This window comes from Sphingomonas sp. SphC10 (assembly GCF_057004845.1).
Genome location: NZ_CM168044.1, coordinates 3,474,951 through 3,499,119, shown reverse-complemented (window position 1 = coordinate 3,499,119; position 24,169 = coordinate 3,474,951). Strand labels below are relative to the sequence as shown.

The 24,169-nt window shown below is 65.8% G+C and carries 36 protein-coding genes; 9 read left to right on the top strand and 27 right to left on the bottom strand.

Going from position 1 to position 24,169, the window contains the following annotated elements; translation table 11 throughout:
• The first annotated feature begins 68 nt into the window (after nt 1–68).
• The 4 genes from ACWKSV_RS16190 (at nt 69) to ACWKSV_RS16175 (ending at nt 2,155) form a co-directional block, all read left to right on the top strand.
• On the top strand, nt 69–743 hold the full coding sequence (locus ACWKSV_RS16190; protein ID WP_076714940.1) for an EI24 domain-containing protein: 675 nt from the start codon (nt 69–71) through the stop codon (nt 741–743).
• Nucleotides 740–1,120, top strand: coding sequence for a hypothetical protein (locus ACWKSV_RS16185; protein WP_089413639.1), 381 nt, complete (start codon nt 740–742; stop codon nt 1,118–1,120). Before ACWKSV_RS16190 ends, ACWKSV_RS16185 begins: the two co-directional genes overlap by 4 nt.
• Entirely contained in the window at nt 1,120–1,740 is a 621-nt protein-coding gene (locus tag ACWKSV_RS16180) for a LysE family translocator (RefSeq protein ID WP_076714938.1), read from the top strand. Before ACWKSV_RS16185 ends, ACWKSV_RS16180 begins: the two co-directional genes overlap by 1 nt.
• Before the next feature lie 178 nt (nt 1,741–1,918).
• Complete coding sequence (locus tag ACWKSV_RS16175; protein WP_056430701.1) at nt 1,919–2,155, top strand: hypothetical protein; 237 nt, start codon at nt 1,919–1,921, stop codon at nt 2,153–2,155.
• Between the two features lie 91 nt (nt 2,156–2,246).
• Here the strand turns inward: ACWKSV_RS16175 and ACWKSV_RS16170 are convergent, their stop codons facing one another.
• Complete coding sequence (locus ACWKSV_RS16170) at nt 2,247–2,648, bottom strand: HIRAN domain-containing protein (protein WP_076714936.1); 402 nt, start codon at nt 2,646–2,648, stop codon at nt 2,247–2,249.
• 98 nt (nt 2,649–2,746) lie between these two features.
• Between ACWKSV_RS16170 and ACWKSV_RS16165 the strand changes: the two genes are divergently transcribed.
• Nucleotides 2,747–4,603, top strand: a complete 1,857-nt coding sequence (locus tag ACWKSV_RS16165; protein ID WP_076714934.1) for a M1 family metallopeptidase — start codon at nt 2,747–2,749, stop codon at nt 4,601–4,603.
• Nucleotides 4,604–4,827: 224 nt separating this feature from the next.
• On the top strand, nt 4,828–5,322 hold the full coding sequence (locus ACWKSV_RS16160; RefSeq protein WP_237243523.1) for a CHAP domain-containing protein: 495 nt from the start codon (nt 4,828–4,830) through the stop codon (nt 5,320–5,322).
• Between the two features lie 194 nt (nt 5,323–5,516).
• Here ACWKSV_RS16160 and msrB read toward each other — a convergent pair whose 3' ends face one another.
• From msrB to ACWKSV_RS16145, 3 genes are all read right to left on the bottom strand, one after another.
• The gene (msrB, locus tag ACWKSV_RS16155; protein ID WP_076714932.1) at nt 5,517–6,011 is read right to left on the bottom strand and encodes a peptide-methionine (R)-S-oxide reductase MsrB; all 495 of its coding nucleotides are present in this window, start codon (nt 6,009–6,011) and stop codon (nt 5,517–5,519) included.
• A gap of 165 nt (nt 6,012–6,176) precedes the next feature.
• On the bottom strand, nt 6,177–7,403 hold the full coding sequence (locus tag ACWKSV_RS16150) for an ABC transporter permease (protein WP_076714930.1): 1,227 nt from the start codon (nt 7,401–7,403) through the stop codon (nt 6,177–6,179).
• Nucleotides 7,400–8,311 carry an ABC transporter ATP-binding protein gene (locus tag ACWKSV_RS16145; protein WP_483666819.1) on the bottom strand — a complete coding sequence of 304 codons (912 nt, stop codon included), beginning with the start codon at nt 8,309–8,311 and terminating at the stop codon, nt 7,400–7,402. Before ACWKSV_RS16145 ends, ACWKSV_RS16150 begins: the two co-directional genes overlap by 4 nt.
• 41 nt (nt 8,312–8,352) lie before the next feature.
• Between ACWKSV_RS16145 and queG the strand changes: the two genes are divergently transcribed.
• Nucleotides 8,353–9,402, top strand: coding sequence for a tRNA epoxyqueuosine(34) reductase QueG (gene queG / locus ACWKSV_RS16140; RefSeq protein ID WP_076714926.1), 1,050 nt, complete (start codon nt 8,353–8,355; stop codon nt 9,400–9,402).
• A 243-nt stretch (nt 9,403–9,645) separates the two neighbouring features.
• On the opposite strand, the gene era is transcribed toward queG, so the two are convergent.
• Nucleotides 9,646–10,542 (bottom strand): GTPase Era, encoded by an 897-nt coding sequence (era, locus tag ACWKSV_RS16135; RefSeq protein WP_076714924.1) that lies wholly within the window; start codon nt 10,540–10,542, stop codon nt 9,646–9,648.
• Nucleotides 10,543–10,680: 138 nt separating this feature from the next.
• On the opposite strand from era, the gene ACWKSV_RS16130 reads away from it, so the two are divergent.
• On the top strand, nt 10,681–10,902 hold the full coding sequence (locus ACWKSV_RS16130; RefSeq protein ID WP_056430721.1) for a hypothetical protein: 222 nt from the start codon (nt 10,681–10,683) through the stop codon (nt 10,900–10,902).
• A 39-nt stretch (nt 10,903–10,941) separates the two neighbouring features.
• Here ACWKSV_RS16130 and rnc read toward each other — a convergent pair whose 3' ends face one another.
• Both rnc and lepB read right to left on the bottom strand, forming a co-directional pair.
• Nucleotides 10,942–11,649, bottom strand: coding sequence for a ribonuclease III (gene rnc / locus ACWKSV_RS16125; protein ID WP_237243591.1), 708 nt, complete (start codon nt 11,647–11,649; stop codon nt 10,942–10,944).
• Complete coding sequence (lepB, locus tag ACWKSV_RS16120; protein WP_076717900.1) at nt 11,604–12,422, bottom strand: signal peptidase I; 819 nt, start codon at nt 12,420–12,422, stop codon at nt 11,604–11,606. Before lepB ends, rnc begins: the two co-directional genes overlap by 46 nt.
• A gap of 318 nt (nt 12,423–12,740) precedes the next feature.
• Between lepB and ACWKSV_RS16115 the strand changes: the two genes are divergently transcribed.
• On the top strand, nt 12,741–13,346 hold the full coding sequence (locus tag ACWKSV_RS16115; protein WP_056430728.1) for a DedA family protein: 606 nt from the start codon (nt 12,741–12,743) through the stop codon (nt 13,344–13,346).
• A gap of 18 nt (nt 13,347–13,364) precedes the next feature.
• Here the strand turns inward: ACWKSV_RS16115 and ACWKSV_RS16110 are convergent, their stop codons facing one another.
• The 20 genes from ACWKSV_RS16110 to rpsS all read right to left on the bottom strand — a co-directional run bounded on the left by ACWKSV_RS16110 (nt 13,365) and on the right by rpsS (nt 24,168).
• Nucleotides 13,365–13,592: a hypothetical protein gene (locus ACWKSV_RS16110; RefSeq protein WP_156884174.1), complete on the bottom strand. Its 228-nt coding sequence runs from the start codon at nt 13,590–13,592 to the stop codon at nt 13,365–13,367.
• 128 nt (nt 13,593–13,720) lie between these two features.
• The gene (locus ACWKSV_RS16105) at nt 13,721–14,599 is read right to left on the bottom strand and encodes a tyrosine recombinase XerC (RefSeq protein ID WP_076714918.1); all 879 of its coding nucleotides are present in this window, start codon (nt 14,597–14,599) and stop codon (nt 13,721–13,723) included.
• A gap of 319 nt (nt 14,600–14,918) precedes the next feature.
• On the bottom strand, nt 14,919–15,566 hold the full coding sequence (locus ACWKSV_RS16100) for an adenylate kinase (RefSeq protein WP_058746484.1): 648 nt from the start codon (nt 15,564–15,566) through the stop codon (nt 14,919–14,921).
• 44 nt (nt 15,567–15,610) lie between these two features.
• Nucleotides 15,611–16,975 carry a preprotein translocase subunit SecY gene (gene secY, locus ACWKSV_RS16095; RefSeq protein ID WP_056430733.1) on the bottom strand — a complete coding sequence of 455 codons (1,365 nt, stop codon included), beginning with the start codon at nt 16,973–16,975 and terminating at the stop codon, nt 15,611–15,613.
• Between the two features lie 158 nt (nt 16,976–17,133).
• Nucleotides 17,134–17,664: a 50S ribosomal protein L15 gene (gene rplO / locus ACWKSV_RS16090; RefSeq protein WP_056430736.1), complete on the bottom strand. Its 531-nt coding sequence runs from the start codon at nt 17,662–17,664 to the stop codon at nt 17,134–17,136.
• Nucleotides 17,665–17,812: 148 nt separating this feature from the next.
• Nucleotides 17,813–17,989, bottom strand: a complete 177-nt coding sequence (gene rpmD / locus ACWKSV_RS16085) for a 50S ribosomal protein L30 (RefSeq protein WP_042491154.1) — start codon at nt 17,987–17,989, stop codon at nt 17,813–17,815.
• A 6-nt stretch (nt 17,990–17,995) separates the two neighbouring features.
• Nucleotides 17,996–18,715 (bottom strand): 30S ribosomal protein S5, encoded by a 720-nt coding sequence (gene rpsE, locus ACWKSV_RS16080; protein WP_076714917.1) that lies wholly within the window; start codon nt 18,713–18,715, stop codon nt 17,996–17,998.
• 1 nt (nt 18,716) lies between these two features.
• Complete coding sequence (gene rplR, locus ACWKSV_RS16075) at nt 18,717–19,073, bottom strand: 50S ribosomal protein L18 (RefSeq protein WP_076714915.1); 357 nt, start codon at nt 19,071–19,073, stop codon at nt 18,717–18,719.
• Nucleotides 19,073–19,606 carry a 50S ribosomal protein L6 gene (gene rplF / locus ACWKSV_RS16070; protein WP_042491159.1) on the bottom strand — a complete coding sequence of 178 codons (534 nt, stop codon included), beginning with the start codon at nt 19,604–19,606 and terminating at the stop codon, nt 19,073–19,075. The genes rplR and rplF overlap by 1 nt, the downstream gene beginning before the upstream one ends.
• The gene (gene rpsH / locus ACWKSV_RS16065; RefSeq protein WP_042491163.1) at nt 19,606–20,001 is read right to left on the bottom strand and encodes a 30S ribosomal protein S8; all 396 of its coding nucleotides are present in this window, start codon (nt 19,999–20,001) and stop codon (nt 19,606–19,608) included. Before rpsH ends, rplF begins: the two co-directional genes overlap by 1 nt.
• 12 nt (nt 20,002–20,013) lie before the next feature.
• Nucleotides 20,014–20,319, bottom strand: coding sequence for a 30S ribosomal protein S14 (gene rpsN / locus ACWKSV_RS16060; RefSeq protein WP_042491166.1), 306 nt, complete (start codon nt 20,317–20,319; stop codon nt 20,014–20,016).
• 57 nt (nt 20,320–20,376) lie between these two features.
• Entirely contained in the window at nt 20,377–20,958 is a 582-nt protein-coding gene (rplE, locus tag ACWKSV_RS16055) for a 50S ribosomal protein L5 (protein ID WP_042491169.1), read from the bottom strand.
• The gene (rplX, locus tag ACWKSV_RS16050; RefSeq protein ID WP_007406132.1) at nt 20,951–21,268 is read right to left on the bottom strand and encodes a 50S ribosomal protein L24; all 318 of its coding nucleotides are present in this window, start codon (nt 21,266–21,268) and stop codon (nt 20,951–20,953) included. The genes rplE and rplX overlap by 8 nt, the downstream gene beginning before the upstream one ends.
• The gene (gene rplN / locus ACWKSV_RS16045) at nt 21,268–21,636 is read right to left on the bottom strand and encodes a 50S ribosomal protein L14 (protein WP_007406105.1); all 369 of its coding nucleotides are present in this window, start codon (nt 21,634–21,636) and stop codon (nt 21,268–21,270) included. Before rplN ends, rplX begins: the two co-directional genes overlap by 1 nt.
• A 234-nt stretch (nt 21,637–21,870) precedes the next feature.
• On the bottom strand, nt 21,871–22,143 hold the full coding sequence (rpsQ, locus tag ACWKSV_RS16040) for a 30S ribosomal protein S17 (protein ID WP_056430742.1): 273 nt from the start codon (nt 22,141–22,143) through the stop codon (nt 21,871–21,873).
• Nucleotides 22,144–22,155: 12 nt separating this feature from the next.
• Nucleotides 22,156–22,356, bottom strand: coding sequence for a 50S ribosomal protein L29 (gene rpmC, locus ACWKSV_RS16035; protein ID WP_007406063.1), 201 nt, complete (start codon nt 22,354–22,356; stop codon nt 22,156–22,158).
• Nucleotides 22,356–22,790 (bottom strand): 50S ribosomal protein L16, encoded by a 435-nt coding sequence (gene rplP / locus ACWKSV_RS16030; protein ID WP_007406071.1) that lies wholly within the window; start codon nt 22,788–22,790, stop codon nt 22,356–22,358. The genes rpmC and rplP overlap by 1 nt, the downstream gene beginning before the upstream one ends.
• 12 nt (nt 22,791–22,802) lie before the next feature.
• Nucleotides 22,803–23,513 (bottom strand): 30S ribosomal protein S3, encoded by a 711-nt coding sequence (gene rpsC / locus ACWKSV_RS16025; RefSeq protein ID WP_056430744.1) that lies wholly within the window; start codon nt 23,511–23,513, stop codon nt 22,803–22,805.
• Nucleotides 23,513–23,890 carry a 50S ribosomal protein L22 gene (gene rplV / locus ACWKSV_RS16020; RefSeq protein WP_042491177.1) on the bottom strand — a complete coding sequence of 126 codons (378 nt, stop codon included), beginning with the start codon at nt 23,888–23,890 and terminating at the stop codon, nt 23,513–23,515. Before rplV ends, rpsC begins: the two co-directional genes overlap by 1 nt.
• Entirely contained in the window at nt 23,890–24,168 is a 279-nt protein-coding gene (gene rpsS / locus ACWKSV_RS16015; protein ID WP_037569384.1) for a 30S ribosomal protein S19, read from the bottom strand. The genes rplV and rpsS overlap by 1 nt, the downstream gene beginning before the upstream one ends.
• Between the last annotated feature and the right edge of the window lies 1 nt (nt 24,169).

Below are 24,169 nucleotides of genomic sequence, written 5' to 3'. Positions count from 1 at the left end.
GCAAGGGAGCCGCCATACGGCCTCGTACCGCATTGACTTGCCCATGCCGCCCGCGCCATCGAAGAGCCATGATCCGCGCCTTTTTCCTGTCGCTCGCCCAGTTGGGCGATCCGGCGATCCGCCGGGTCCTGATCCGTTCGCTGGGCGTGACGCTGGGCGTCTTCGCGCTGGCGGGCGTCGCCTTGTGGTACGGCATGCGCGCGGCGCTGACCGGATGGCTGGGCGCACAGGCGGACGGATGGTCGGCCGCCTTCACCTTTGTCGTCGAGCTGCTGGCGCTGTGGCTGGCCTTTCGCGCGGTCGCGGTGGCGGTGGTGGGCGTGTTCGCCGACGATATCGTCGCGGCGGTCGAGGCGCGGCATTATCCGCATGCGCTGGCGAGCGGCAGGCCGGTTTCCTTCGCACGCGGCACGGCCATGGGTCTGGGCTCGGCCGCGCGGGTCATCGCGGTCAATCTGATCCTGCTCCCCCTATACATCGTGCTGCTCGTGACCGGCGTCGGCACGGCGGCGGCGTTCCTGCTGGTCAATGCTTGGCTGCTATCGCGCGACTTGGGCGACATGGTGGCGGCGCGACACATGGACCGCGCCGCCATGCGTCGCTGGCGCAAGGCGACCGGGCCTGCGCGCTTCCTGCTGGGGCTTGCCGTCGCCACCCTGTTCGTGGTTCCGGGACTCAATCTGCTCGCACCCGTCCTGGGGGCGAGCATGGCGACCCATTTCTTTCACAGGAGACAGGCGTGACCCGCCTCATCGCGCTGCCGCTACTGGGCCTGACATTGCTGGCGGGCTGTACGGTGCCGCAGACCGCCGCGCCGGTGCGCAGCGGTGGCATGGCTCCGGTGCCCGTCCCCTATACCAGTGTCGGGCTGGAGCGGGTGATCGGACAGGACGCCGCCGGGCTGACCAAGTTGTTCGGCACGCCCGATGCCGATGTCCGTGAAGGCACGGCACGCAAGCTGCAGTTCCAGGGCAGCTTCTGCGTCCTCGACGCCTATCTCTATCCCAAGGACGGGGCCGAGCCGCGCGTCACCTATCTGGACGCGCGCGAGCCCGATGGCAGTTCGATCGACCGGGCAAGCTGCGTCGCGGCGCTGACCCGGCGCGACGGCGGACGCTGATGCGCCCCGACCTGTGGTTCGCCTTTGTCGCGGCGACCCTGGTCATCGGGCTGATCCCCGGTCCCGGCGTCGCGGCGATCCTGGGCTATGCGATTGGATCGGGACGGCGGACCGCCTTCGCTTCGGTCGGCGGGCTGATGCTCGGCAATCTGGCCGCCTCGACCGCCAGCCTGCTGGGCATGGGCGCGGTGCTGGCGGCCTCGTCCTTTCTGTTCGGGCTGTTGAAATGGGCGGGTGCGGCCTATCTGATCACGGTCGGTGCCATAGGGCTCTGGCGCGCACGCAATGCCGATGGGGTGGCGATTCGCCCGCGTCTGATTTCGCCGCGCGCCGCCTTTCTGGGCAATCTGGGCGTCGGCACCTTCCATCCCAAGACCATCCTGTTCCTCGCCGCCTTCGCCCCGCAATTCATCGACCCCCATCGCCCCTATTGGGCCCAGGCCGGAATATTGGTGGTGACGTTCGTGCTGGTGCTGGCGCTGACCGATGGCTGCTATGCCTGGGCGGCGTCGAGCGCGGGCGGACTGTTGCGCTCGCCACGGGCACAAGCCTGGGCACAGCGGGCAGGCGGTGGAGCATTGATTTTCGCCGGACTGGCAACGGCCGCCATTCGTCGCTGATCCCAATCATTTAGGTCCAGAAACGATCGTGCCCTGATTAGCGACTGCGACATTTGTTCCACGCCCTCGTCTAAAAAATGATGCAGTGCGGGAACAAATTTACGCGGCCATGCTTTTGCGCTATCGGGACGATGAACACCACCGCGTCTTGGCGGTCGTTCGCCATGGGAGATTGATTATGATGAAGTTCCTGTCTGCTGTCGCCGCTACGGCTCTGGTTGCTGCTCCGGTCGCCGCTGCGCCGACCAACCCGGCCGCCAGCCTGTCGGTTTCGAAGTCGGTTCGCGCTTCGGCTCCGACCGCCAAGGGCAACAAGCTGGCCGGCGGCGGCATCCTGGCGGCTCTGATCGCCGCGGGCGTCGTCGCGATCGGCGTCGTCGCCGTCGTCAAGGACGACAGCGCGGACAGCAACTGATTGTCGCGGGCGGGAGCAATCCTGCCCGGACCATCACCGCTCAGGCGGACGGAAAGGGAGCCGGTTTCGGCTCCCTTTTTTGTGGTCCGCTTCAGGCCCCCCATTCGGGGCCGTCGGGATCGGGGAAGAAATCATCCTCCTCTTTCTCCGGCAGAGGCTTGGCCGCACGGGGGATGGTCGGTGTACCGCCGCCGAAACGCACCCGGATATAGGCCACCGAGCCTTTCAGCCCCTGATATACCGCCTGTACGTCCTCCCCACGCCGCATCCGCGTACCGACCAGCGGCGCTCGCTCGGCGGAGAGATAACCCACCTGCACATCGCGGGCGCTGAAGACGGCGATCGCATGGGGATCATGGCGGTTGCGCGGCTCGGGTCGCAGGCTCACCGGATCGCCGATGGCCGAGGCGAGCAGCTCGAACCGCCGATTGCTCCGCGCCTTGTCCTCATTGGGAAAGTCGATTCCGACCACGGCCAGCGTCAATTCGTCCATGCCGCCTAACTGGTTATACGAAGCCCCTGCGTCCAGAGCCCTCCCATTCATCGGCAATCCGGCTATGGTGCAATCATCCTGTCCCATTCGGAGTGCCCATGTCCCTGGCCGCCCTGGCGATGCTGCTCGCCGCCCAATCCCCCGCCCCGAACGTCGCACCGGTCCTGACCTCCGCCGATGCGCGTGACGTTCACAGCTATGCGCAGCCCCTGGAAGCGCGGGTCACCCATGTCTCATTGAACCTCTATGCCGATTTCGACACCCATGTGATGCGCGGGATCGCGACCCTGTCGGTCGATGCCAAACCGGATGCCAAGCGGCTGGTCGTCGACGATAACGGCCTGCGCATCGTCACCGTCACCGACGCGCAGAACCGCCCCCTGCCCTACACGGTCGGCGCGGTCGACAAGGTGCACGGCGCGCCGCTGACCATCACGCTGAACGGCAATCGCACGATCAAGATCGCCTATGCCTCGGCGCCCGGCGCAAAGGCGCTGCAATGGCTGTCGCCCGAACAGACGGCGGGCAAAAAGCAGCCCTATCTGTTCAGCCAGGGCGAGGCGATCCTCAACCGAAGCTGGATCCCGACCCAGGATTCACCCGGCATCCGCCAGACCTGGGACGCCACCGTAAACGCCCCCTGCGCACTGACCGTCGTGATGAGCGGCGAGCGGACCGGCGAGACGCCGTGCAATGACGGCCGCCACACCGCCAGCTATCGCATGGACAAGCCCGTCGCCCCCTATCTGATCGCGCTGGCCATCGGCGACCTGAAGTTCAAGCCGCTCAGCGCCAACACGGGCATCTGGACCGAACCCGCGATGCTCGACAAATCGGCCTGGGAGTTTGCCGGGCTCGACAAGTTCGTCACCGCCGCCGAGGGGCTGTACGGCCCCTATCGCTGGGGTCGCTACGACGTGCTGGTCCTGCCGCCGAGCTTCCCGTTCGGCGGCATGGAGAACCCCATGCTGACCTTCGCGACGCCGACCGTGCTGGCGGGGGACCGCAGCCTCGTCAGCCTGATCGCGCATGAGCTGGCGCATAGCTGGTCGGGCAATCTCGTCACCAACGCGACCTGGGACGATTTCTGGCTGAACGAAGGCTTCACCAGCTATTTCGAGAACCGGATCATGGAGTCGATGTACGGCAAGCGCCGCGCCGCCATGGAGGCCGACCTGGCCTGGACCGACATGATGAATGCGGTGAAAGAGGCAGGCGGCCCGCAGTCGCCCGACACCAAGCTGCACCTCGATCTGGATGCCAAGCGTGATCCCGACGACGGCATGACCCAGATCGCCTATGACAAGGGCGCGACCTTCCTGCGCACGATCGAGTCGGTGGTCGGCCGCGCCCGCTGGGATGCTTACTTGCGCGGCTATTTCGACCGCCATGCCTTCCAGCCGCAGACCAGCGCGGGCTTCCTGGCCGATCTGCGCAAGAATCTGCTCAAGCCCGGCGAGGACGCAAAGATCGGCGTCGACCAGTGGGTCTATCAGCCGGGTATCCCAGCCAACGCCGTCCATGTCCGCTCCGACGCCTTCCCCGCGATCGACGCGGCGGCCAAGGCGTTCGCCGCCGGTGGCCCGGTGTCGGCGGTGCCCGACAAGGTCACGACACAGGAATATGTCCGCTTCCTCGACCAGTTGCCCCGCCAGCTATCGGCCGAACGCCTTGCCGCGCTCGACGAGCGGTTCCACTGGAACGAGACGGGCAATAGCGAGATCCGCTTTGCCTGGCTCCGCCTCGCGCTCGCCAATCGCTATCCGCCCGCCGAGGCTTCGGCCGAGCAATTCCTGACCTCGCAAGGCCGCCGCAAGTTCGTCGCGCCACTGTTCCAGCAGCTTCAGGGACAGGGCGAATGGGGCCAGGCGCTGGCCAAGCGAATCTATGACAAGGCGCGTCCGGGCTATCACGCAGTGACGCAGGTCACGGTGGATCGCCTGCTCGGACGATAAACCGAGCCATGCCAGCGGCGAAACGAGGAACGAAAAACTCGTTTCGCCGCCGATTTTTCAGGTCATCGCCGCCGAAACACCGTTCACCGGATATGGTTCCCGCGATGCTTTCCAACATGTTTAGCCCCGGTTAATCGACACTCACACCGACATTCCGACCGGGGGGTCCAGTGAAGTTCAAGGCATTCGCAGTGCGATTCGCGCTGATGGCAACGTGCGGCCTGATGATGGCCACCCCCGCTGCTGCGCAGTTCTGGCAGTGCGCCCCCTATGCCCGCGAAATCTCGGGCATCGATCTTCACGGCAATGCCAACACCTGGTGGGGCCAGGCCGAGGGCCGCTACCAGCGCGGCCACACCCCGGAACAGGGCTCGGTCCTCGCCTTCGAATCCACCAGCCGGATGCGCGTCGGCCATGTCGCCATGGTCAGCAAGGTCGTCAGCGACCGCGAAGTCCTCCTGACCCATGCCAACTGGTCGCGTCGCGGCGGCATCGAGCGCGACGTCCGCGCCGTCGACGTCTCGCCGAACAACGACTGGTCGATGGTCAAGGTCTGGTACGGCCCCAATGGCGGCCTGGGCACGTCGGCCTATCCGACCAAGGGCTTCATCTATTCGGGCCACAAGAGCGGCGTCGCCGACCTGCCCGCCACCCAGATCGCTTCGCGCGACACCGGCCGCGTCAACGGCATCCTGACCTTCGCAGCGCCGATCCAGTAATTTCCTGCCGGGCGTCGTGAAAGCCCGGCCCATAGCGCGGAACGTGCGCTTCGACTTGGTTCAGCGTGAACGGCCGTGGCGAAGCACCCCGCCTGCCCCCCTGGCCCACGGCAAGACAAGCCCCTCAAACCTCCGTTCAGCCTGAGCGCAGTCGAAGGCCAAGGGAAACCGTCGCCGGAGCGACGGACCAGCCATCACCCCGCCCGGAACGTCATCGCCATGCCGTTCATGCAGTAACGCTTGCCCGTCGGCTTGGGCCCGTCGTCGAAGACATGGCCCAGATGCCCGCCACAACGGCTGCAATGCACCTCGACCCGCTCCATCATCAGCGACCGATCCGATTCCGTCCTCACCGCCCGCGGCAAGGGCGCCCAGAAGCTCGGCCAGCCGGTGCCGCTCTCGAACTTGGTCTTTGACGAAAACAGCGGCTGCGCGCACCCCTTGCAGGAAAAGACGCCGCTGCGATGCTCGTTGTTGAGCGGGCTGCTATAGGGCCGTTCGGTCCCCTCACGCCGCAGTACGTCATAGGCCGCCGGGCCGAGCTTCTGCTTCCACGCGGCATCGCTCATCGCAACCGGAAAACGTTCCGCCGCCTCGGCCTGACGGCCACAGGCGGACAGCCCGACACCTAAGGTGCCAAGTCCCATCAACGAGAGAAAATGGCGGCGATCGGAAGGGGATGCGGTCATCGAACCAAGATAGGGAGATGGCCCGCACCGGCAAGCCTTCAACATTCCTCCCCTGTAAGGGGAGGGGGACCATCCGAAGGATGGTGGAGGGGTGTCACCGCTGGTGTGGACACCCCTCCGTCAGAGCTTCGCTCTGCCACCTCCCCTTACAGGGGAGGAAAAATCTTACGCCCCCTTGCGCCGCCAGAAGGGTCGCGTGCTGCCCGATTGCAGGACGCCGCGCCGGAAAAGCCGCGCGCCCAGCGTCACGAACAGCGCCACCCACAAGGCCTGCCACGCCAGTGCCACCGCATGCGGCCACAGCGCATCGCTCGCCGCCGCCACGCCCGCCATCGCAAAGGGCGAGGAGAGCGGAAACACCTCGGCCACCAGCGCCAGCCAGCTGCCCGGCTGCGACAGCCCGCTCAGCGTCAGGGTGAACATGCCGACCTGGATGATGGTGATCGGCAGCGAGAGCATCTGGATCTCGCGCATGGTCGAGGCCTGTGCCCCGATCGTGAGGAACACCGAGCCGAGCAGCAGATAGGCCATGGTGAAATAGGCGACGAACAGCATGACGAATATCGGCAGGCCCACGGCAGGCGACAATTCGCCGACCATCCCGGCAAAGGCGGGTGGCAACAGGCTCGCCACCTGGCCCAGCACCGTGCCCCAGAAGCCGATGAACAGCACCGCCACCCCGAACATACCCAGCAGCTTGCCCAGGAACACCGCCTCCAGCGGCACGGCGGCGGCGAGCACCTCGATCACCTTGTTCGAACGCTCCTCGGCCATGGTGCCGACGACCTGTCCCGCCAGGAACAGGGTCAGGAAGAACACGCCGAAGACCGCCAGCGACGCCGTCTGATTCTGTCCGCCCAGCGTTGCGCGCTGGCGCGAGAAGGCCAGCTTGCGCGGCGTGACCTTGGGCAGTTCGCCGCCCAGCCGTTCGGCCGAGAGCGCGCCGGTCGCCAGCACCGCCAGATAATCCGCCGCCCGCTGCCCACGTGCGCCGTAGAGGATGGTGGGCCGGTCGAGCGGGCCATAGAGCACGGCGGTCGCGTCATAGTCGGGCGACTCGAACGCGGCGCGCGCCTGCGCGGCCGGATCGCGTGCGGGGGGCAGCGTCACCAGCTCGGGCGGCTCCTCGTCCCGGCGGAAGATCGTGCGCGACTGGCGGTCGGCGGCGGCAAAGGCGGTGGCCGTCGCATCGGACACGATCGCGACGATCCGCACCCGGTCGGCGCCATGGTCCGCCGCCTGTGCCGCGCCCAGGGCACCGATGGTGCTGAACGCCACCATGATCAGCGGCGCGAACAGGAACAGCAGGAAGATGGGGGTGAAGACGGTGGCGATGAAATCGCGGCGCGCGATCGTCATCGTCTGGCGGATCAATCGGCGGGTCTGGCTCATGCCGCCATCTCCTGTTCGCCGACGATGCGGACAAAGGCTTCGTGAAGGCTGGGCCGCTCGATCGACAGGTTCAATATGCCCGCCCCCGCCGTCAGCAGGCGGCCCAGTATCGGCTCTATTCCCTGCTCGGGCATCGGGAAGCGCCAGTCCGCGCCTTCGCGCACCGCATCGGCGGGCAGCAGTTTGGGCAGCACCCGCTGCGGGTCGCGCGGACGATAGCGCACTTGGGCGGTCAGCGTGCCCCGCGCATCGTCCACCGTCCCCTCGAACCGGCGGCGTCCCCCGGCGATGATCGCCAGCCGGTCGCACAGCCGCTCGGCATGGGCCATGACATGGGTGGAGAACAGGATGGTAGCCCCCCGGTCACGCTCGCCGAGGATCAGCGCCTCCAGCCGTTCCTGGTTGACCGGATCCAGCCCCGAAAAGGGTTCGTCCAGCACCAGCAGCTTCGGGCGGTGGACGACCGAGCCGAGCAGCTGGACGAGCTGCGCCATACCTTTGGACAATTTGCGGATCTTGCTGTCGGCGGCATGGCCGAGCCCGGCCTGTTCGAGCAGTTCGTCCGCCCGCACCCGCCCGGTCGCGCGGTCCAGCCCGCGCAAAGCGCCCATGAAGACGATCGCATCGCGCGCCTTCATCGCAGGATAGAGCCCGCGCTCCTCGGGCAGATAGCCGACCAGATCGCTGGCATCGCGCGGATGGGCATGGCCGAGCAGGCTGCGTTGTCCCTCATCGGGTTCGATAATGCCCAGCAGCATGCGCAGCGTCGTCGTCTTGCCCGCGCCATTGGGGCCGAGCACGCCGTACACCGCCCCCGTCGGTACGGCGATGTCGACGCCATCGACGACCCGCCGGTCGCCGAACCGCTTGGCAAGGCCCGAGGCGGTGACCGCCCACTGATTATCCACGCTGATTGTCCCTCCCTGATCGCCTGTGGTAGCGGGCGTATGTGGCGCAAGACAAGCTGGAAACCCGGATCAAGGCAAAGGCGGCCGAACTGGGCTTTGCCGCGATCGGCATCACCCATGCCGATGCCGCACCCAAGACGGCCGAGCGGCTGCACCAGTGGCTCGCCGAGGGACGCCACGGATCGATGATCTGGATGGCCGACCGCGCGCATCAGCGGCAGAGCCCCGCCAGCCTGTGGCCCGAGGTGAGGAGCATCATCTCGCTCGGCGTCAGCTATGCCCCCGCCGAAGACCCGATGCGGCTGGCGGATCAGGGGCGGATCGGACGCATTTCGGTCTATGCGCAGGGGGCGGACTATCACGATGTCGTGAAGCGCCAGTTAAAGGCGCTGGGCCGCTGGCTGGCGCAGGAGGCGGCGTGCGACCTGAAGGTCTTCGTCGACACCGCCCCGGTGATGGAAAAGCCGCTGGCCGAAGCGGCCGGGCTGGGCTGGCAAGGCAAGCACACCAATCTGGTCAGCCGCGATCATGGCAGCTGGCTGTTCCTGGGGGCGATCTACACCACGCTGGCACTGGAGCCCGATGCGGTGGCGCGCGACACGTGCGGGCGCTGCGACGCGTGTCAGCGGGCCTGTCCCACCGACGCGTTTCCGGCACCGTACCAGCTCGATGCGCGGCGATGCATTTCCTATCTGACGATCGAACATGCCGGGCCGATCCCGGAGGAATTCCGGGTGGCGATGGGCAACCGCATCTATGGCTGCGACGATTGTCTGGCGGTGTGCCCGTGGAACAAGTTCGCGGCGGCGGCGCAGACGAACATGGCGTTCCATCCCCGCGCCGAGCTGGCCGCGCCGGAGCTGGGGGATTTGCTGTCGCTGGACGATGCCGAGTTCCGGCAGGTATTTTCAGGCTCGCCGATCAAGCGGATCGGGCGCAACCGGATGGTGCGTAATGCCGCCATCGCGGCGGGGAATAGCGGGGCGGCGGAGCTGGTGCCGATGTTGCGGGGGTTGCTTGGGGACGGCGATCCGGTGGTGGTAGAGGCGGCGAAATGGGCTTTGGGGCGGTTGGGTGAAGGGGTGGCCTAGCCCCCTGCCCTCCCCCATCCCAGTTTCAGGTAAACGATGCCCCGCATCGTTTAGGTCATGCCGGGGGCATGACCGACCTGAAACTCGCTTGCGGGAGGGGTGCGTTGTTTGGCGAACGTTAAGCGTAAACCACGAACTTAGGATTTGTTGAAGCGCATGTAGGTGACGCTTGGCACGCCCCTCCCGCAAGCGGGAGGGGATGGGGGAGGGCACCGATGTCTCACCGAGCCCCCACCCCAAAAATCAATCCACCCAATCCAACCCGATATCCTTGTAGACCGAACGATCCTCGTCCCAGCCCGGCTTGACCTTCACATGCAGGTAAAGGTGTACCTTCTGCCCCAGCAGCTCGGACAACTGCGCGCGCGACCGTGCGCCGATCTCCTTGATCCGCACGCCGTTCTTGCCCAGCACGATGGCGCGCTGGGTCGGGCGTTCGACCAGGATCTGCTGGTGAATCTCGACCGATCCGTCCTCGCGCTCCTTATACGCCTCGGTCTCGACCGCGCTGGCGTACGGCAATTCGGCGTGAAGCTGGAGATAGAGCTGCTCGCGCGTCACCTCGGCCGCCAAGGCCCGCTCGGTGGCGTCGGACACCTGGTCCTCGGGATAATGCCATGGCCCCTCCGGCATGAGCGAGGCCAGCCGGGTCTTGAGCTGGGGCAAGCCATCCCCCGTCTGCGCCGAGATGAACCAGGTTTCGTCGAACTTCACGACCTCGTTCAACTTTTCCGCATGGGTCAGCAGCCGCGCCTTGTCGGCGATGTCGACCTTGTTGAGGATCAGGTGCTTCGGCTCGGGCCGGTGGGCGATCGACTCGGCGATGGCGTGGATCTTGGGGCCGATGCCGCCTTTGCCGTCGACGACCAGTGCCAGGATGTCGGCGCCCTCCGCGCCTTCCCAGGCGGCGGCGACCATCGCGCGGTCCAGGCGGCGCTTGGGCTCGAAGATACCGGGCGTGTCGACCAGCAGGATCTGGGCATCCCCCTCGATCGCGACGCCGAGCAGCTTGGCCCGAGTCGTCTGCGCCTTGGGGCTGACGATCGCGACCTTCTGGCCGACCAGGGCATTGACGAGGGTGGATTTGCCGGCATTGGGCGCGCCGACGACGGCCACGAGGCCGCAACGTTGTTCAGTCATGACCGCCAGCGGTACAGGTCCCGCCCCCTTCCCGCAACGGTCCGCCCACATGGACGGAATGTAATGGTCGGATCACGGAACGGCCACGGCTTCGCGCGCATTTTTCCGGCCACGATTTCGCGTGCAAGGAGAGACGTTATGAAGACCCTTCTCACCGCCCTGTCGGCCGCGGCGCTGTTGACCGTCGCGGGCCCCGCCTCGGCCAAGGGTTGCCTGAAGGGAGCGGCCGTGGGCGGCGTCGGCGGGCATTTCGTCGGCAAGGGCCATGCGGTGCTCGGTGCGGCCGCAGGCTGCGCGATCGGCCATCACCGCGCCAAGGTCCAGGCCAAGAAGGAAGCGGCGGCCGCCAAGGGGCGGTGACTCCGGTGACTGGGCGAGGTCGAAGCCCAAGGGAATCCCTCAAGCCTTCAACTTCGCCAGCATCGCCTTGGCTGCCGCCGTCTCGGCTTCCTGCTTGTTGGCCCCCGTCGCCGTCACTTCCGCCGTGCGGCCGATCCGCACCGCCACCGTGAAGCGCGGTGCATGATGCGGGCCCGAACGGTCCACCACCACATATTCCGGCGCCTTGCGATTATGCGCGGCCGCCCATTCCTGAAGCGCCGACTTCGGATGCTGCGGGGCTTTCCCCTGCGAATGCACCCGGTCGCCCCACGCCTTGCGGATGAAGGTGCGCGCCGCTTCCAGCCCCGCCTCGCGATACCAGGCACCGATCAGTGCCTCCATCACGTCGCCCAGCACATTGTCGCTGTCCGACGCGCCGTCGTCGCGCGCCTGCTTGCCCAGCCGCAGATGCTCGCGCACGCCCAGGTCGCGTGCCACATCGGCGCAGACCGCGCCCGTGACCAGCGAGTTGAGGCGGCGCGACAGCTGCCCCTCGGGCTCGGTGGGGAATTGCTCCCACAGCCATTCGGCCATGATCAGGCCCAGCACCCGGTCGCCCAGAAACTCCAGCCGCTCGTAATTTTCGGCGGCTTGGCTGCCATGGGTCAGCGCGCGGTGGAAGGGAGTCGCATCGCTCGGCACGCGACCCAGGATTCCGGCGAGCCAGTCATCGACGGCGCTCAAAACCCTTCTCCGATCCGGTTCCAGCGCGCGGCCGACACCCAGGTCCAGGGCTTGATCCATTCGGCCGAGCCGTCGGTCGAGAAGAAGGTGACGGCGGCGCGGCCCTCCAGCCGGTTCATCGGGATCATGCCCATGCCGCGCGGCGGGGCAAAGCGGCTGTCCGCCGAGTCGTCGCGATTGTCGCCCATCAGGAATACGTGATCGGCGGGCACGGTATAGACGCCGGTATCATCGGCCTCGGGGAAATTGCCCTGGTCGAGCACGTCATAGCTCTTGCCGTTCGGCAGCGTCTCACGGAAGCGGGGATAGCGGCACACCGGCTGGCCGGAGACGGTGTCGAGGAACGGTCCGCACTTGTTCGCATCGAAATTGGGGGTCAGCGGCAGGATGAAGTCGGCGATCCGCTGCTTCGGGATGGCGCGGCCGTTCAGGAACACCTGCCCCTCACGCACCTGGATCGTGTCGCCGGGCAGGCCGATCACCCGCTTGATGACGTCATGGTCGTCCGGCTCGGGCGAGCGAAACACCACCACATCGCCACGTGCCGGGTCGCGCCCCAGGATACGGCCGGGCAGCAGCGGCAAGCCGAAGGGGAAGGACCAGCGCGAATAGCCGTAATTCCACTTGGTCACGAACAGATAGTCGCCGATCAGCAGACGCGGCAGCATCGATTCCGACGGGATCACGAAGGACGTGACGATCAGGCTGCGCAGGATGAAGACGAACAGCGCCAGCTTCAGGAAGAAGCGCAACGTGTCCTTCGTCTCCGACTTCTCCGGCGACGTTTCAGGTGATTTTTGCGGGGTGTCGGCCATCGCGTCGGGTTCGCGCAAGCCGCCCCCGTCGTCAAGTGTCGCAGAACAGAGGCCTCAAGTCTCTTCCATTCCTCCCCTTGCAGGGGAGGTGGCGCGCGAAGCGCGTCGGAGGGGAGTGACAGGTCGAACCCGCCGAGCGGGTTCGAGAATTGCCGGGGGCAATCCGACCTGCCACTCCCTCTCGATAGCACGACACCCCTCCGTCAGGCCTGCGGCCTGCCACCTCCCCTTCCAGGGGAGGGATAGAAGACCTTTTAAACTCATGCCGATCCATCCTAGGGGAACCGCCCTTCCCTTCATCGGTACATCCCTTCACCCATGACCGATTTCATCCTCAACCTCATCGCCTGGGGCGGCTATTTCGGTATTTTCCTGCTGATGGCGCTGGAAAATATCGTGCCGCCCATCCCGTCCGAGGTCATTATGGGCCTGGGCGGCATGGCGGTCGCGCGCGGCGACATGGCGATGATCCCGCTGATCCTGTGGGGTACGGCCGGGACCACGATCGGCAATTACGCCTGGTACGCGGTCGGCCGCTATATCGGCTATGAACGGTTCCGCCCCTTCGTCGACAAATATGGCCGCTGGCTGACGATGGAGTGGCGCGACGTCGAGCGGTTGCACCTGTTCTTCGTACGGCATGGCGGATGGGTGGTATTCGTGTTCCGCTTCATGCCCGCCTTCCGCACGATGATCTCGCTGCCCGCCGGGATCACGCGGATGCCGCTGGCCAAGTTCCTGATCTGGACCTTTGCGGGCAGCACGATCTGGAACGCGATCCTCGCCTATGCGGGCCTGTGGCTGGGTGCCAATTTCGAGGCGATCAACCGCTATGTCGGCCCCGCGGCCATCGCAATGACCGTGCTGATGGTCGGCGGTTATCTCTGGCGCGTCTTCACCTGGAAGCCACGCGGGGAACGCTAGGCCGGACGCCTAGCCCGCCTACGCCTTGTCGCTCTCGACAGGTTGGGGCTTCATGAAAAGCCAACTCATGCCAGCCACGGCGGCCACCATGACCAGCGACAAGAGCCAGAATGCCAGGTTCATGGACCGCAGGGCCGGCCGTACGATCATGTAAACGGCAATGATGGGAAAGACGATCAGGAAGGATTGCCATCGCGACATCACCAACGGGGTGCCACAGTTCCGGCAGATAAAGGCCTTTCCCACGCCTATCTGCGTTCGCCGGAACGGCACTCTGGCATGGCAACAAGGGCAGGTCGGGCCCAATGGCATGGAACCACTCCAACATCCGATGGCCTGAAAACTATCAGGTCATGCCCCAAAGCGGTCAAGCGCTAAGCACGCGGATGCGCAGTGCGGTAGATGTCGAGCAGATGCGCGGCGTCGACCGCGGTATAGATTTGCGTCGAGCTGAGACTGGCATGGCCCAGCAATTCCTGAAGCTGCCGCAAATCCGCACCGCGCCCCAACAGATGCGTGGCAAAGCTGTGGCGCAGCGCATGGGGCGTCGTCCGCCCGCCCAGGCCCAATCGCTCACGCGCACCCTGCACCGATCGGCGGATGATCGCGGGCGATAGCGGCCCGCCCTTGGCACCCCGGAACAGCGGCTCACCCGGAATCAACGGATAAGGCGACTGGCGGGCATAGTCCTCGATCGCGCTGCGCAATTCGGGGAGCAGCGGCACGATCCGGGTCTTGCCGCGCTTGCCCAGCACGCGGATCGTCTCGCCCAGGGGGAGGATATCGGCGGTCAGCGCCATCGCCTCGCCGATGCGCAGCCCTGCGCCGTACAGCAGCAGCAGGACCGCCCAGTCGCGTGCCGCGATCCATGGCGCGGCGGCATTCTCGGCCATGTCCTCGCCCAGGGCCATGATGTCGGCAGGAGACTGGGGGCGCGGCAGGCTTCGCTTGCGGCGGGGGCCTTTCAGCGGGGGCGGCTCGACGCCGGTCCAGTGGAGGAAGGTTCGCACCGCCGACAATTCCCGCGCGGTGGAGGCGGCGGTCAGCCCCTCACCCCGGCGCGCGGCCAGAAAGGCGCGCAGGTCGGCGGCGGTCACGCGGGACAGCGCAGGCCCGTCGACGGCCTCGCCCCAATGGGTCGACAAGAAACCGCAGAGCCGTTCCGCCGTCGCGACATAGGCGCGCACCGTATGGTCGGAACGGCGCAGGTCGACCGTGAGGTGGCGGTAATAGTCGGCGATCAGCGCGGTCATGGGGCAGGTCTAGGGCATTATCACCGCCGATTGAACCACTTCCCCCCTCCGTTCAGCCTGAACGAAGTCGAAGGCCACGCCGCGACATTCGTCAAAAGCCTGGGGCCCGCCCTGTCCTCGGAACGCTCCCCTCCCGCAGGCGGGAGGGGATGGGGGAGGGCATCGGGGCCTCACCGAGCATTCGGCTTGTGGCCCTCGCCCCTCCCCAACCCCTCCCCCTGCCGGGAGAGGGGCTTTGCGTACGGCTCCGCGCCCACCCAGAACGGAAAAAGAGGCGCTCCCTTTCGGGAACGCCTCTCTTCAAACATTCTGGTTCGGATCAGCGATCGAGGATCGCGTCGATCTCCGCCCCCACCGCGTCCATCGCCGCCATGCCGTCGACCCGCGTCACGATGCCGCGCGCCTCATAGAGCGGCAGGATCGGCGCGGTCTTGGCGCGATATTCGGCCATGCGCGTGCGCACCGTCTCGGCATTGTCGTCGGGGCGGCGCTTGAACTCGGTCGAACCGCAGACGTCGCAGACGCCCTCGACCTGAGTCGGCTTGAAGCTGTCGTGATAACCCGCCCCGCACGACGCGCAGGTGAAGCGGCCGGTGATCCGCTCGACCAATGCATCCTCGTCCACTGCCAGTTCGATCACATGGTCCAGCGACTTGCCGCGCTCGGCCAGGAGCACGTCCAGCGCCTCGGCCTGCGCCTCGGTCCGGGGATAGCCGTCGAAAATCGCGCCGCCTTCCGCCTCGGCCGCGTCGAGCCGCTCGCCGATCAGCGCCGAGACGATCGCGTCCGACACCAGCTCGCCCGCGTCCATCACCGCCTTGGCCTGGAGGCCGACGGGGGTGCCCGCCTTGACCGCCGCGCGCAGCATGTCGCCGGTCGACAGCTGCACCATGCCGCGATTGGCCACCAGCCGCTGCGCCTGGGTTCCCTTGCCCGCGCCCGGCGGTCCCAGCAGGATGATGTTCACGCCCACGTCTCTCTCCCCTCTTTACCCTGAAATCCGCCCACGCCTCAGCGCAGGCGACCGCCCTTCAGCTTCGCCTTCTTGATCAGATCGCCATATTGATGCGCCAGCAAGTGGCTCTGGATCTGGGTCACTGTGTCCATCGTCACGTTGACGACGATCAGCAGGCTGGTGCCGCCCAGATAAAAGGGGATCTGGAGCGCGGAGACCAGATATTCCGGCAGCAGACAGATGATCGTCAGATAGGCCGCGCCCAGCACCGTGATGCGGGTCAGCACATAGTCGAGATAGGTCTCGGTGTTCTTGCCCGGACGGATGCCGGGGATGAACCCGCCATAGCGCTTCAGATTGTCCGCCGTCTCTTCCGGGTTGAAGACAACCGCGGTGTAGAAGAACGAGAAGAAGATGATGCCCGCGCCGTAGAGCAGCATGTACACGGGGCTGCCGTGCTGCAGATACTGGTTCAGGCTGATGATGAAGTCGCCCCAGCGGCTCTCGCCCGCCACGCGCTGGCCCGCGAACTGCGAGATGGTCAGCGGCATCAGCAGCAGCGACGAGGCGAAGATCGGAGGGATCACGCCCGCCGTGTTGATCTTCAGGGGCAGGTGGCTGCGATCGGCCTGCATGCCCCGCTGCGTTGCGCGCTTCGGATACTGGATCAGGATGCGGCGCTGCGCGCGCTCCATGAAGCAGATGAACAGGATCAGGACGACGACCGCGACGATGATGCCGATCAGGCGGACCGGATCGATGCTGCCGGTCCGGCCGCCTTCGAGCAGGTTGACCAGCGTGGTCGGCAGATGCGCGACGATGCCGGCCATGATGATCAGCGACACGCCGTTGCCGATGCCGCGGCTGGTGATCTGCTCACCCAGCCACATCAGGAACATCGTACCGCCGATCAGCGAGATGACTGCCGCGATGCGGAAGGTCATGCCCGGCTCGATCACCGCCTGGATCCCCTGGCTGGCGCCCAGCGTCTCGAGACCCACGGCGATGAAATAGCCCTGGATCGCGGTCAGCAGCACGGTGCCGTAGCGGGTATACTGGTTCAGCTTCTTACGGCCGCTCTCGCCTTCCTTCTTGATGGCGGCGAGCTGCGGGCTGAGCGAGGTCGCGAGCTGCACGACGATCGACGCCGTGATGTACGGCATCACGCCCAGCGCGATCAGCGACATCCGGCTGAGCGAACCGCCCGAGAAGGTGTTGAAGAAGTCGAGCACGCCGCCCGTGGTCTTCTGGCTCAGCAGGCCCAGCGCGGTCGGGTCGACGCCCGGCAGCGGGACATAGCTGAGCAGGCGGAAGACGATCAGCGCGCCGATGGTGAACCACAGCCGCTTCTTGAGGTCGGTGGCCTTGGCGAATTTCGCCAGGCTGATGCTTTGCGCCATCTGGTCGGCTGCGGATGCCATAGCTGTTGCGTTATCCTGGAAACGAAAAACGGCGGGATGCGTTTTGAACCGCCCCGCCGCTCATATAGGCGCGAAGACGCGCTTGTCTAACCCGGATGCAAAATCCGCCGCTGTCACCCCGGCGCAAAGCCGTTCGACAGCGGCGGATCCTATCCGGTTCAGGCCTTGGCGGCGAGCTTCGCGGCGCGGGCCTGGCCCTTCTTCGCGGCGGCCTTCTCGGCGGCGGGCACGAGGTGCGGCACGTCGACCGAACCGCCGGCCTTCTCGACCGCTTCACGCGCCGAAGCCGACACGCCCTGCACGACGAAGGACAGCTTGGTGGTCAGCTCGCCCTTGCCGAGCAGACGCACGCCGTCCTTGCCGCCACGCGCCAGGCCAGCGGCCTTCAGCGCGGCGTGATCGATAGTGCCGTCGGTCTTCAGCTTGCCCGAGTCGATCGCCTTCTGGATCGCGCCCAGGTTCACCTCGGCATAGTCCTTGGCGAAGATGTTGTTGAAGCCACGCTTCGGCAGACGCATGTGGAGCGGCATCTGACCGCCCTCGAAGCCCGCGATGGACACGCCCTCACGGCTCTTCTGACCCTTGACGCCGCGACCACCGGTCTTGCCCTTGCCCGAACCGATACCGCGACCGACGCGGATCTTGGACTTGCGGGCACCCTGGTTGTCGAAAAGTTCGTTCAGCTTCATGATTTGCACTCGCTTTCGCTTGTTTCGCGCATGGCCGTGATCGTTGAGAATCGCGGCCGCTGGATAAAAGGAAGGGGGCCGCATAGCCCCCTTACCCGTGTTTGTCACTGTTCAATGTGACGGATGTGAGTCTGTCTTACGACAAGCCTCAGTCCACCACCTGAACCATGTGCTGCACCTTGCGGATCATGCCGCGGACTTCAGGGCTGTCCTGAAGCTCGGAGACCTTGTGCATCTTGTTCAGGCCCAGGCCGACGAGGGTCGCGCGCTGGTCCTTGGTGCGGCGGATCGGCGAACCGGTCTGCTTGATCTTGATGGTAGCCATGGTCGCTTACTCCACGACGGCCGCGGCTTCCGCCTCGGCAGTCTGCTGGGTGGCACCGTGACCGCGACCCAGCAGGTCGGCGATCTTCTTGCCACGACGCTGCGCCACCGCCTTCGGCGAAGTCTGGTCGCCCAGCGCTTCGAAGGTGGCACGGATCATGTTGTACGGGTTCGACGTACCGACCGACTTCGTCACCACGTCGGCAACGCCGAGCGATTCGAAGATGGCGCGCATCGGACCACCGGCGATGATGCCGGTACCCTGCGGGGCCGAACGCACCGTCACGCGGCCCGCACCGAAATGGCCGTTGCCATCATGATGCAGCGTGCGACCGTCCTTCAGCGGAACGCGGACCATCGCCTTCTTGGCGGCAGCCGTCGCCTTCGAGATGGCTTCCGGCACTTCGCGCGCCTTGCCATGACCGAAGCCCGCACGTCCCTTGCCGTCGCCGACCACGACGAGCGCGGCGAAGCCGAAACGCTTACCGCCCTTCACGGTCTTCGAGACGCGGTTGATGTGGACGAGCTTTTCGATCAGCTCTTCGCCCTGCTCCTCGGTGCCACCGCGACGGTCGTCGCGACGACCACGGTTGCCGTCACGGCCGCCACGGCCGCGGTCACCACCGCCCGGACCACGGCCACGGCCGCCCCGGGGACCACGACCCTGGGTCGCGTCCTGCGCGGCGCCTTCGGCACCGGCAACGGCCACGTTGTTCTCGTCAGCCATATTAGAACTCCAATCCCGCTTCGCGTGCCGCCTCGGCCAGCGCCTTGACGCGACCGTGGAACAGGAAGCCGCCACGGTCGAAAACGACCTGCGTGACGCCGGCGGCCTTGGCCATTTCGGCCACGCGCTTGCCGACTTCGGTCGCCGCTGCAACGTTCGCGCCCGACTGGCCGCGTGCGTCCTTTTCCAGCGTCGAGGCCGAAGCCACGGTACGACCTGCCTCGTCGTCGATCACCTGGGCATAGATATGCTTGCCCGAGCGATGCACCGACAGGCGCGGACGGGTGCCCGCACGCGCACGCAGCGTGGTACGGTTGCGCCGACGGCGCTTCTCGAAAAGAGAGAGACCCTTGGTCATTACTTCTTCTTCCCTTCCTTGCGGAAGATGAACTCGCCGTCGTACTTGATGCCCTTGCCCTTATACGGCTCCGGCTTGCGCCAGCGGCGGATCTCGGCGGCCAGCTGGCCGACCTTCTGCTTGTCCGCACCGCTGATTTCGACGGTGGTGGCGTCCGGCGTCTTCACCTCGAGGCCTTCCGGCACGTCGATGTTGACGTCGTGGCTGTAGCCGAGCTGCAGCTTCAGGGTCTTGCCCTGCGCGGCGGCGCGGTAGCCGACGCCGGTGATGACCAGCTTCTTCGAGAAGCCTGCGGTCACGCCGGTGACGAGGTTCTGCACCATGGTGCGCTGCATGCCCCAGAACGCGCGCGCGCGCTTCGTGGCGTTGGCAGGCTGCACCGCGATGGCGTCCGCCTGGACGTCATAGGTGATCTCGTCGGCGAGCGGCATGGAGAGGGTGCCCTTGGGACCCTTCACGCTCAGCACCTTGTCGGCGATGGTCGCGGTGACGCCGGCCGGAACCGGGACCGCCTTCTTACCGATGCGGCTCATCAGAACACCTCCGCCAGGACTTCGCCACCGACGTTCTGCTCACGCGCTTCGGCGTCCGACAGAACGCCACGCGGCGTCGACACGATGGTGATGCCCAGGCCGTTGCGAACGCGGGGAAGGTCCTGCGCGCCCGAATAGATACGGCGGCCGGGCTTCGACACGCGCGCGACATGCTTGATCGCGGGCTGGCCTTCGAAATACTTCAGCTCGATGCGGATGCCGGCCGCGGGGCCCATCTGCTCTTCGCTGTAGCCACGGATGTAGCCCTCGCGCTGAAGCACGTCGAGCACGCGGACGCGCAGCTTCGACGCAGGCGTCAGGACGGAGTCCTTGCGCGCGCGCTGGCCGTTGCGGATGCGGGTGAGCAAGTCACCCAGGGGATCGGTCACTGCCATCTCAAATGGTCCTTACCAGCTCGACTTGGTGACGCCGGGGATCTGGCCCTTATTGGCCAGTTCACGCAGCATGACGCGAGCGAGACGGAACTTGCGGTAATACGCACGCGGGCGACCGGTGATCTCGCAACGGTTGCGGATACGGGTCGGATTGCCGTTGCGGGGGATCTCGGCCATCTTGAGGCGCGCGATCAGACGCTCGGTCTCATCGAGGCTCTGGTCGTTCGCGATCGCCTTCAGCTTCGCGTACTTGCCCGCATACTTCTTGACGAGAGCGCGACGCTTCTCGTTCTTATTGATTGAACTCAGTTTCGCCATGGACTTAAGCTCTTTCTGTAAGGACCCCCTCCCCGGCGTGGAGAGGGGGCAGTCCGGTTACGCCGCCTTCTTCTCGTCGGCAGCGTCTTCCTTGGGGAACGGGAAGCCGAACAGACGGAGCAGCTCGCGCGCTTCGTCGTCGGTCTTCGCCGAGGTGGTCACGATCACATCCATGCCGCGCACCTTGTCGATGCGGTCATAGTTGATTTCGGGGAAGATGATCTGTTCCTTGATGCCGCAGGCATAGTTGCCGCGACCGTCGAAGGACTTCGGGTTCAGGCCGCGGAAGTCGCGAACGCGCGGCAGCGCGATCGTGATGAAGCGGTCCAGGAACTCGTACATGCGCTCGCGACGCAGCGTGACCTTCACACCGATCGGCATGCCTTCACGCAGCTTGAACTGCGCGATCGACTTCTTCGCCTTGGTGATGACGGGCTTCTGACCCGCGATCAGCTCCATCTCGGAGGCGGCCTGGTCGACGCGCTTCTTGTCCTGCGTCGCTTCGCCCACGCCCATGTTGAGCACGATCTTTTCGATCCGGGGGATCTCGTTGACGTTCTTGTAACCGAACTTGTCGGTCATCGCCTTGACGATGCTATCATCATAGATAGCCTTCATGCGGGGCTTGTAATCAGCCATCGATCTTCTCCCCGGTCTTGACGGCCACGCGGACCTTCTTGCCATCCTGCGTCTCGAAACGGACGCGGGTCGGCTTGCCATCGGCGGTCACGTGCGCAACCTTCGAGATGTGCAGCGGAGCAGCGGTGCGCTCCAGGCCACCCTGCGGGTTCGCCTGGGTCGGCTTGCGGTGACGGGTGGCGATGTTGACGCCGTCCACGACGACCTTGCCGTCCTTCGGCATCGCCAGCGACACGGTGCCGGTCTTGCCCTTGTCCTTGCCGGACAGGACGATGACCTTGTCACCCTTCTTGATGCGTGCAGCGGCCATTACAAAACCTCCGGCGCCAGCGAGATGATCTTCATGTGCTTCTTACCGCGAAGCTCACGAACGACCGGGCCGAAGATACGGGTGCCGATCGGCTCCTCGTTCTTGTTGACCAGCACGGCGGCGTTACCGTCGAAACGGATCACCGAACCGTCGGCGCGACGGATGTCCTTGGCGGTACGCACGATCACCGCGCGGTGAACGTCGCCCTTCTTCACGCGGCCACGCGGCTGCGCTTCCTTGACGCTGACGACGATGATGTCGCCGACCGATGCCGTACGGCGCTTCGAGCCGCCCAGCACCTTGATGCACTGCACCCGCTTCGCGCCGCTGTTGTCAGCGACGTCGAGATTGGACTGCATCTGGATCATGGATCCGCTTCCTTCTCTCTTCTGGGGGAGGATACCGACCCTACCCCGCCTTAAAAAACGACCCCCGGCGCGGGTGTCCGCGCCAGGGGGAGAGGCCCCATAGCCACTCCTGGCTCGAAAGGCAAGCGAGTCGCCCCGCCGCTTTCGACCAATCCGCTCTTTGCCCCGAAGGGCGCCTTCAAATCCGAACCCCGCCCCTCCGATCCGGAGGGACGGGGCCCGAAGTCAAAGGGTTCAGCCCTCGGCCGAGGCCCGTTCCGGCGTCATGTGGGTATCGACCCGCTCGACGACCTTCCAGGTCTTCAGCTTCGAGATCGGGGCGGTCTCTTCGATCCGCACCGTCTCACCGGCCTTGTACTCGTTCGCCTCGTCATGGGCGTGGTACTTCTTCGACCGACGGATGATCTTGCCGTAGAGGGGGTGCTTAACCTTCCGCTCCACATTGACGACGACCGTCTTGTCGGTCTTGTCCGAGACAATCACCCCGGTCAGCACGCGCTTCGGCATGTGTCTCGGTCCTTACTTGGCAGCCGCAGCGGTGCGCTGCGCCTGGATGGTCTTGATCCGCGCGATGTCGCGACGGACTTCCTTGACCCGGCTGGGCTTTTCGAGCTGGCTCGTGGCCGCCTGGAAGCGCAGGTTGAACTGCTCACGCTTCAGGTTGCCCAGCGCCTCGACGAGCTGGTCGTCGCTCTGGCCGGTATATTCAGTCTTGGCCATTACTCGCCTCCGAGGTGCGAGGTGTCGCCCAGACGGGCAACGACCTTGGTCTTGATGGGCAGCTTCATCGCCGCGCGCTCGAATGCCTCGGCGGCCAGCGGGCCGTCGACACCGTCGAGTTCGAACAGGATGCGACCCGGCTTCACGCGGGCGGCCCAGAATTCCGGCGAACCCTTACCCGAGCCCATGCGGACTTCGGCAGGCTTCGACGAGACGGGAACGTCCGGGAAGATGCGAATCCAGAGACGACCCTGGCGCTTGATGTGACGGGTGATCGCGCGGCGAGCCGCCTCGATCTGGCGAGCCGTGATACGCTCCGGCTCCATGGCCTTCAGGCCATAGGAACCGAAGTTCAGGCTGGTGCCGCCCTTCGCATCGCCGTGGATGCGGCCCTTGAAGGCCTTGCGGAACTTGGTGCGCTTTGGTTGCAGCATGTTCTTTGATCCTTAGCGGCGATGATCGTCGCGCGCCGGGCGCACGCCGGAGGTCTGAGCCTCCATCATCAGCCGGTCCTGCGCCATGGGGTCATGGCCCAGGATCTCGCCCTTGAAGATCCACACCTTCACGCCGCACACGCCATAAGCGGTGTGCGCTTGCGCTTCGGCATAGTCGACGTTCGCACGCAGCGTGTGCAGCGGAACGCGGCCTTCACGATACCATTCGGTACGCGCGATTTCCGCGCCGCCCAGACGGCCGCCGCAGGTGATACGGATGCCTTCGGCGCCCAGACGGAGCGCGGACTGCACCGCACGCTTCATGGCGCGGCGGAACGCGATACGGCGCTCCAGCTGGTCGGCCACGCCCTGGGCGACGAGCTTGGCGTCGATCTCGGGCTTGCGGATCTCGACGATGTTCAGCGACACGTCGGACGAGGTCATCGAACCCAGCTTCTTGCGAAGCTTTTCGATGTCGGCGCCCTTCTTGCCGATGATCACGCCCGGACGCGCCGCGAAGATCGAGATGCGGCACAGCTTGGCCGGACGCTCGATGACGACCTTCGAGATCGCAGCCTGGGGCAGCGTCTTCATGATGAACTGGCGGATCTTCAGATCCTCCAGCAGCAGGCGGCCATAGTCATGGCCTTCGGCGAACCAGCGGCTGTCCCAGGTACGGTTGATCTGGAGACGCAGGCCGATCGGATTGCTCTTCTGACCCATTATGCTTCTTCCTGCTCGCGGACGACGATGCGGAGCCGCGAAAACGGCTTCAGGATGCGGGTGGACTTGCCACGGCCGCGCGTCGCGAAACGCTTCATGGTGATCGACTTGCCGACCGACGCCTCGGCGACGACGAGCGAGTCGACGTCGAGGTTGTGGTTGTTCTCAGCATTGGCGATCGCGGAGGCCAGGATCTTGCGCGCGTCGACGGCCATCGCCTTCGTCGAGAAGGCGAGGATGTTCATCGCGTCGCCGACCTTCTTGCCGCGGATGAGCGCCGCAACCAGGTTCAGCTTCTGCGCCGAACCACGGATCTGCGTGCCGACCGACAGCGCTTCCTTGTCACCGACCTTGCGGGGGGATGCGGGCTTCGACATCAGCGCTTACCCTTCTTGTCGGCAGCGTGGCCGGGGAAGTAGCGCGTGGGCGCGAATTCACCGAGCTTCATGCCGACCATGTCCTCGTTCACCGAGACGGGAACGAACTTGCGACCGTTGTAGACGTTGAAGGTCAGACCGACGAACGACGGCAGGATGGTCGAGCGACGCGACCAGGTCTTGATCGGACCTGCGCGATTGCCAGCATCCTGGGCCACTTCGGCCTTCTTCAGGAGATGGAGGTCCACGAAAGGACCCTTCCAAACGGAACGAGCCATT

What these genes read in the sequence shown, in the direction of transcription:
- ACWKSV_RS16190 (WP_076714940.1), top strand. Translation starts at nt 69, where the DNA reads ATGATCCGCGCCTTTTTCCTGTCGCTCGCCCAGTTGGGCGATCCGGCG.
- ACWKSV_RS16180 (WP_076714938.1), top strand. Translation starts at nt 1,120, where the DNA reads ATGCGCCCCGACCTGTGGTTCGCCTTTGTCGCGGCGACCCTGGTCATC.
- ACWKSV_RS16175 (WP_056430701.1), top strand. Translation starts at nt 1,919, where the DNA reads ATGATGAAGTTCCTGTCTGCTGTCGCCGCTACGGCTCTGGTTGCTGCT.
- ACWKSV_RS16170 (WP_076714936.1), bottom strand. Translation starts at nt 2,648, where the DNA reads ATGGACGAATTGACGCTGGCCGTGGTCGGAATCGACTTTCCCAATGAG.
- ACWKSV_RS16165 (WP_076714934.1), top strand. Translation starts at nt 2,747, where the DNA reads ATGTCCCTGGCCGCCCTGGCGATGCTGCTCGCCGCCCAATCCCCCGCC.
- ACWKSV_RS16160 (WP_237243523.1), top strand. Translation starts at nt 4,828, where the DNA reads ATGATGGCCACCCCCGCTGCTGCGCAGTTCTGGCAGTGCGCCCCCTAT.
- msrB (WP_076714932.1), bottom strand. Translation starts at nt 6,011, where the DNA reads ATGACCGCATCCCCTTCCGATCGCCGCCATTTTCTCTCGTTGATGGGA.
- ACWKSV_RS16150 (WP_076714930.1), bottom strand. Translation starts at nt 7,403, where the DNA reads ATGAGCCAGACCCGCCGATTGATCCGCCAGACGATGACGATCGCGCGC.
- era (WP_076714924.1), bottom strand. Translation starts at nt 10,542, where the DNA reads ATGACTGAACAACGTTGCGGCCTCGTGGCCGTCGTCGGCGCGCCCAAT.
- ACWKSV_RS16130 (WP_056430721.1), top strand. Translation starts at nt 10,681, where the DNA reads ATGAAGACCCTTCTCACCGCCCTGTCGGCCGCGGCGCTGTTGACCGTC.
- lepB (WP_076717900.1), bottom strand. Translation starts at nt 12,422, where the DNA reads ATGGCCGACACCCCGCAAAAATCACCTGAAACGTCGCCGGAGAAGTCG.
- ACWKSV_RS16115 (WP_056430728.1), top strand. Translation starts at nt 12,741, where the DNA reads ATGACCGATTTCATCCTCAACCTCATCGCCTGGGGCGGCTATTTCGGT.
- ACWKSV_RS16105 (WP_076714918.1), bottom strand. Translation starts at nt 14,599, where the DNA reads ATGACCGCGCTGATCGCCGACTATTACCGCCACCTCACGGTCGACCTG.
- secY (WP_056430733.1), bottom strand. Translation starts at nt 16,975, where the DNA reads ATGGCATCCGCAGCCGACCAGATGGCGCAAAGCATCAGCCTGGCGAAA.
- rplO (WP_056430736.1), bottom strand. Translation starts at nt 17,664, where the DNA reads ATGAAGCTGAACGAACTTTTCGACAACCAGGGTGCCCGCAAGTCCAAG.
- rpmD (WP_042491154.1), bottom strand. Translation starts at nt 17,989, where the DNA reads ATGGCTACCATCAAGATCAAGCAGACCGGTTCGCCGATCCGCCGCACC.
- rpsE (WP_076714917.1), bottom strand. Translation starts at nt 18,715, where the DNA reads ATGGCTGACGAGAACAACGTGGCCGTTGCCGGTGCCGAAGGCGCCGCG.
- rplR (WP_076714915.1), bottom strand. Translation starts at nt 19,073, where the DNA reads ATGACCAAGGGTCTCTCTCTTTTCGAGAAGCGCCGTCGGCGCAACCGT.
- rplF (WP_042491159.1), bottom strand. Translation starts at nt 19,606, where the DNA reads ATGAGCCGCATCGGTAAGAAGGCGGTCCCGGTTCCGGCCGGCGTCACC.
- rpsH (WP_042491163.1), bottom strand. Translation starts at nt 20,001, where the DNA reads ATGGCAGTGACCGATCCCCTGGGTGACTTGCTCACCCGCATCCGCAAC.
- rpsN (WP_042491166.1), bottom strand. Translation starts at nt 20,319, where the DNA reads ATGGCGAAACTGAGTTCAATCAATAAGAACGAGAAGCGTCGCGCTCTC.
- rplE (WP_042491169.1), bottom strand. Translation starts at nt 20,958, where the DNA reads ATGGCTGATTACAAGCCCCGCATGAAGGCTATCTATGATGATAGCATC.
- rplX (WP_007406132.1), bottom strand. Translation starts at nt 21,268, where the DNA reads ATGGCCGCTGCACGCATCAAGAAGGGTGACAAGGTCATCGTCCTGTCC.
- rplN (WP_007406105.1), bottom strand. Translation starts at nt 21,636, where the DNA reads ATGATCCAGATGCAGTCCAATCTCGACGTCGCTGACAACAGCGGCGCG.
- rpsQ (WP_056430742.1), bottom strand. Translation starts at nt 22,143, where the DNA reads ATGCCGAAGCGCGTGCTGACCGGGGTGATTGTCTCGGACAAGACCGAC.
- rpmC (WP_007406063.1), bottom strand. Translation starts at nt 22,356, where the DNA reads ATGGCCAAGACTGAATATACCGGCCAGAGCGACGACCAGCTCGTCGAG.
- rplP (WP_007406071.1), bottom strand. Translation starts at nt 22,790, where the DNA reads ATGCTGCAACCAAAGCGCACCAAGTTCCGCAAGGCCTTCAAGGGCCGC.
- rpsC (WP_056430744.1), bottom strand. Translation starts at nt 23,513, where the DNA reads ATGGGTCAGAAGAGCAATCCGATCGGCCTGCGTCTCCAGATCAACCGT.
- rplV (WP_042491177.1), bottom strand. Translation starts at nt 23,890, where the DNA reads ATGTCGAAGCCCGCATCCCCCCGCAAGGTCGGTGACAAGGAAGCGCTG.
- rpsS (WP_037569384.1), bottom strand. Translation starts at nt 24,168, where the DNA reads ATGGCTCGTTCCGTTTGGAAGGGTCCTTTCGTGGACCTCCATCTCCTG.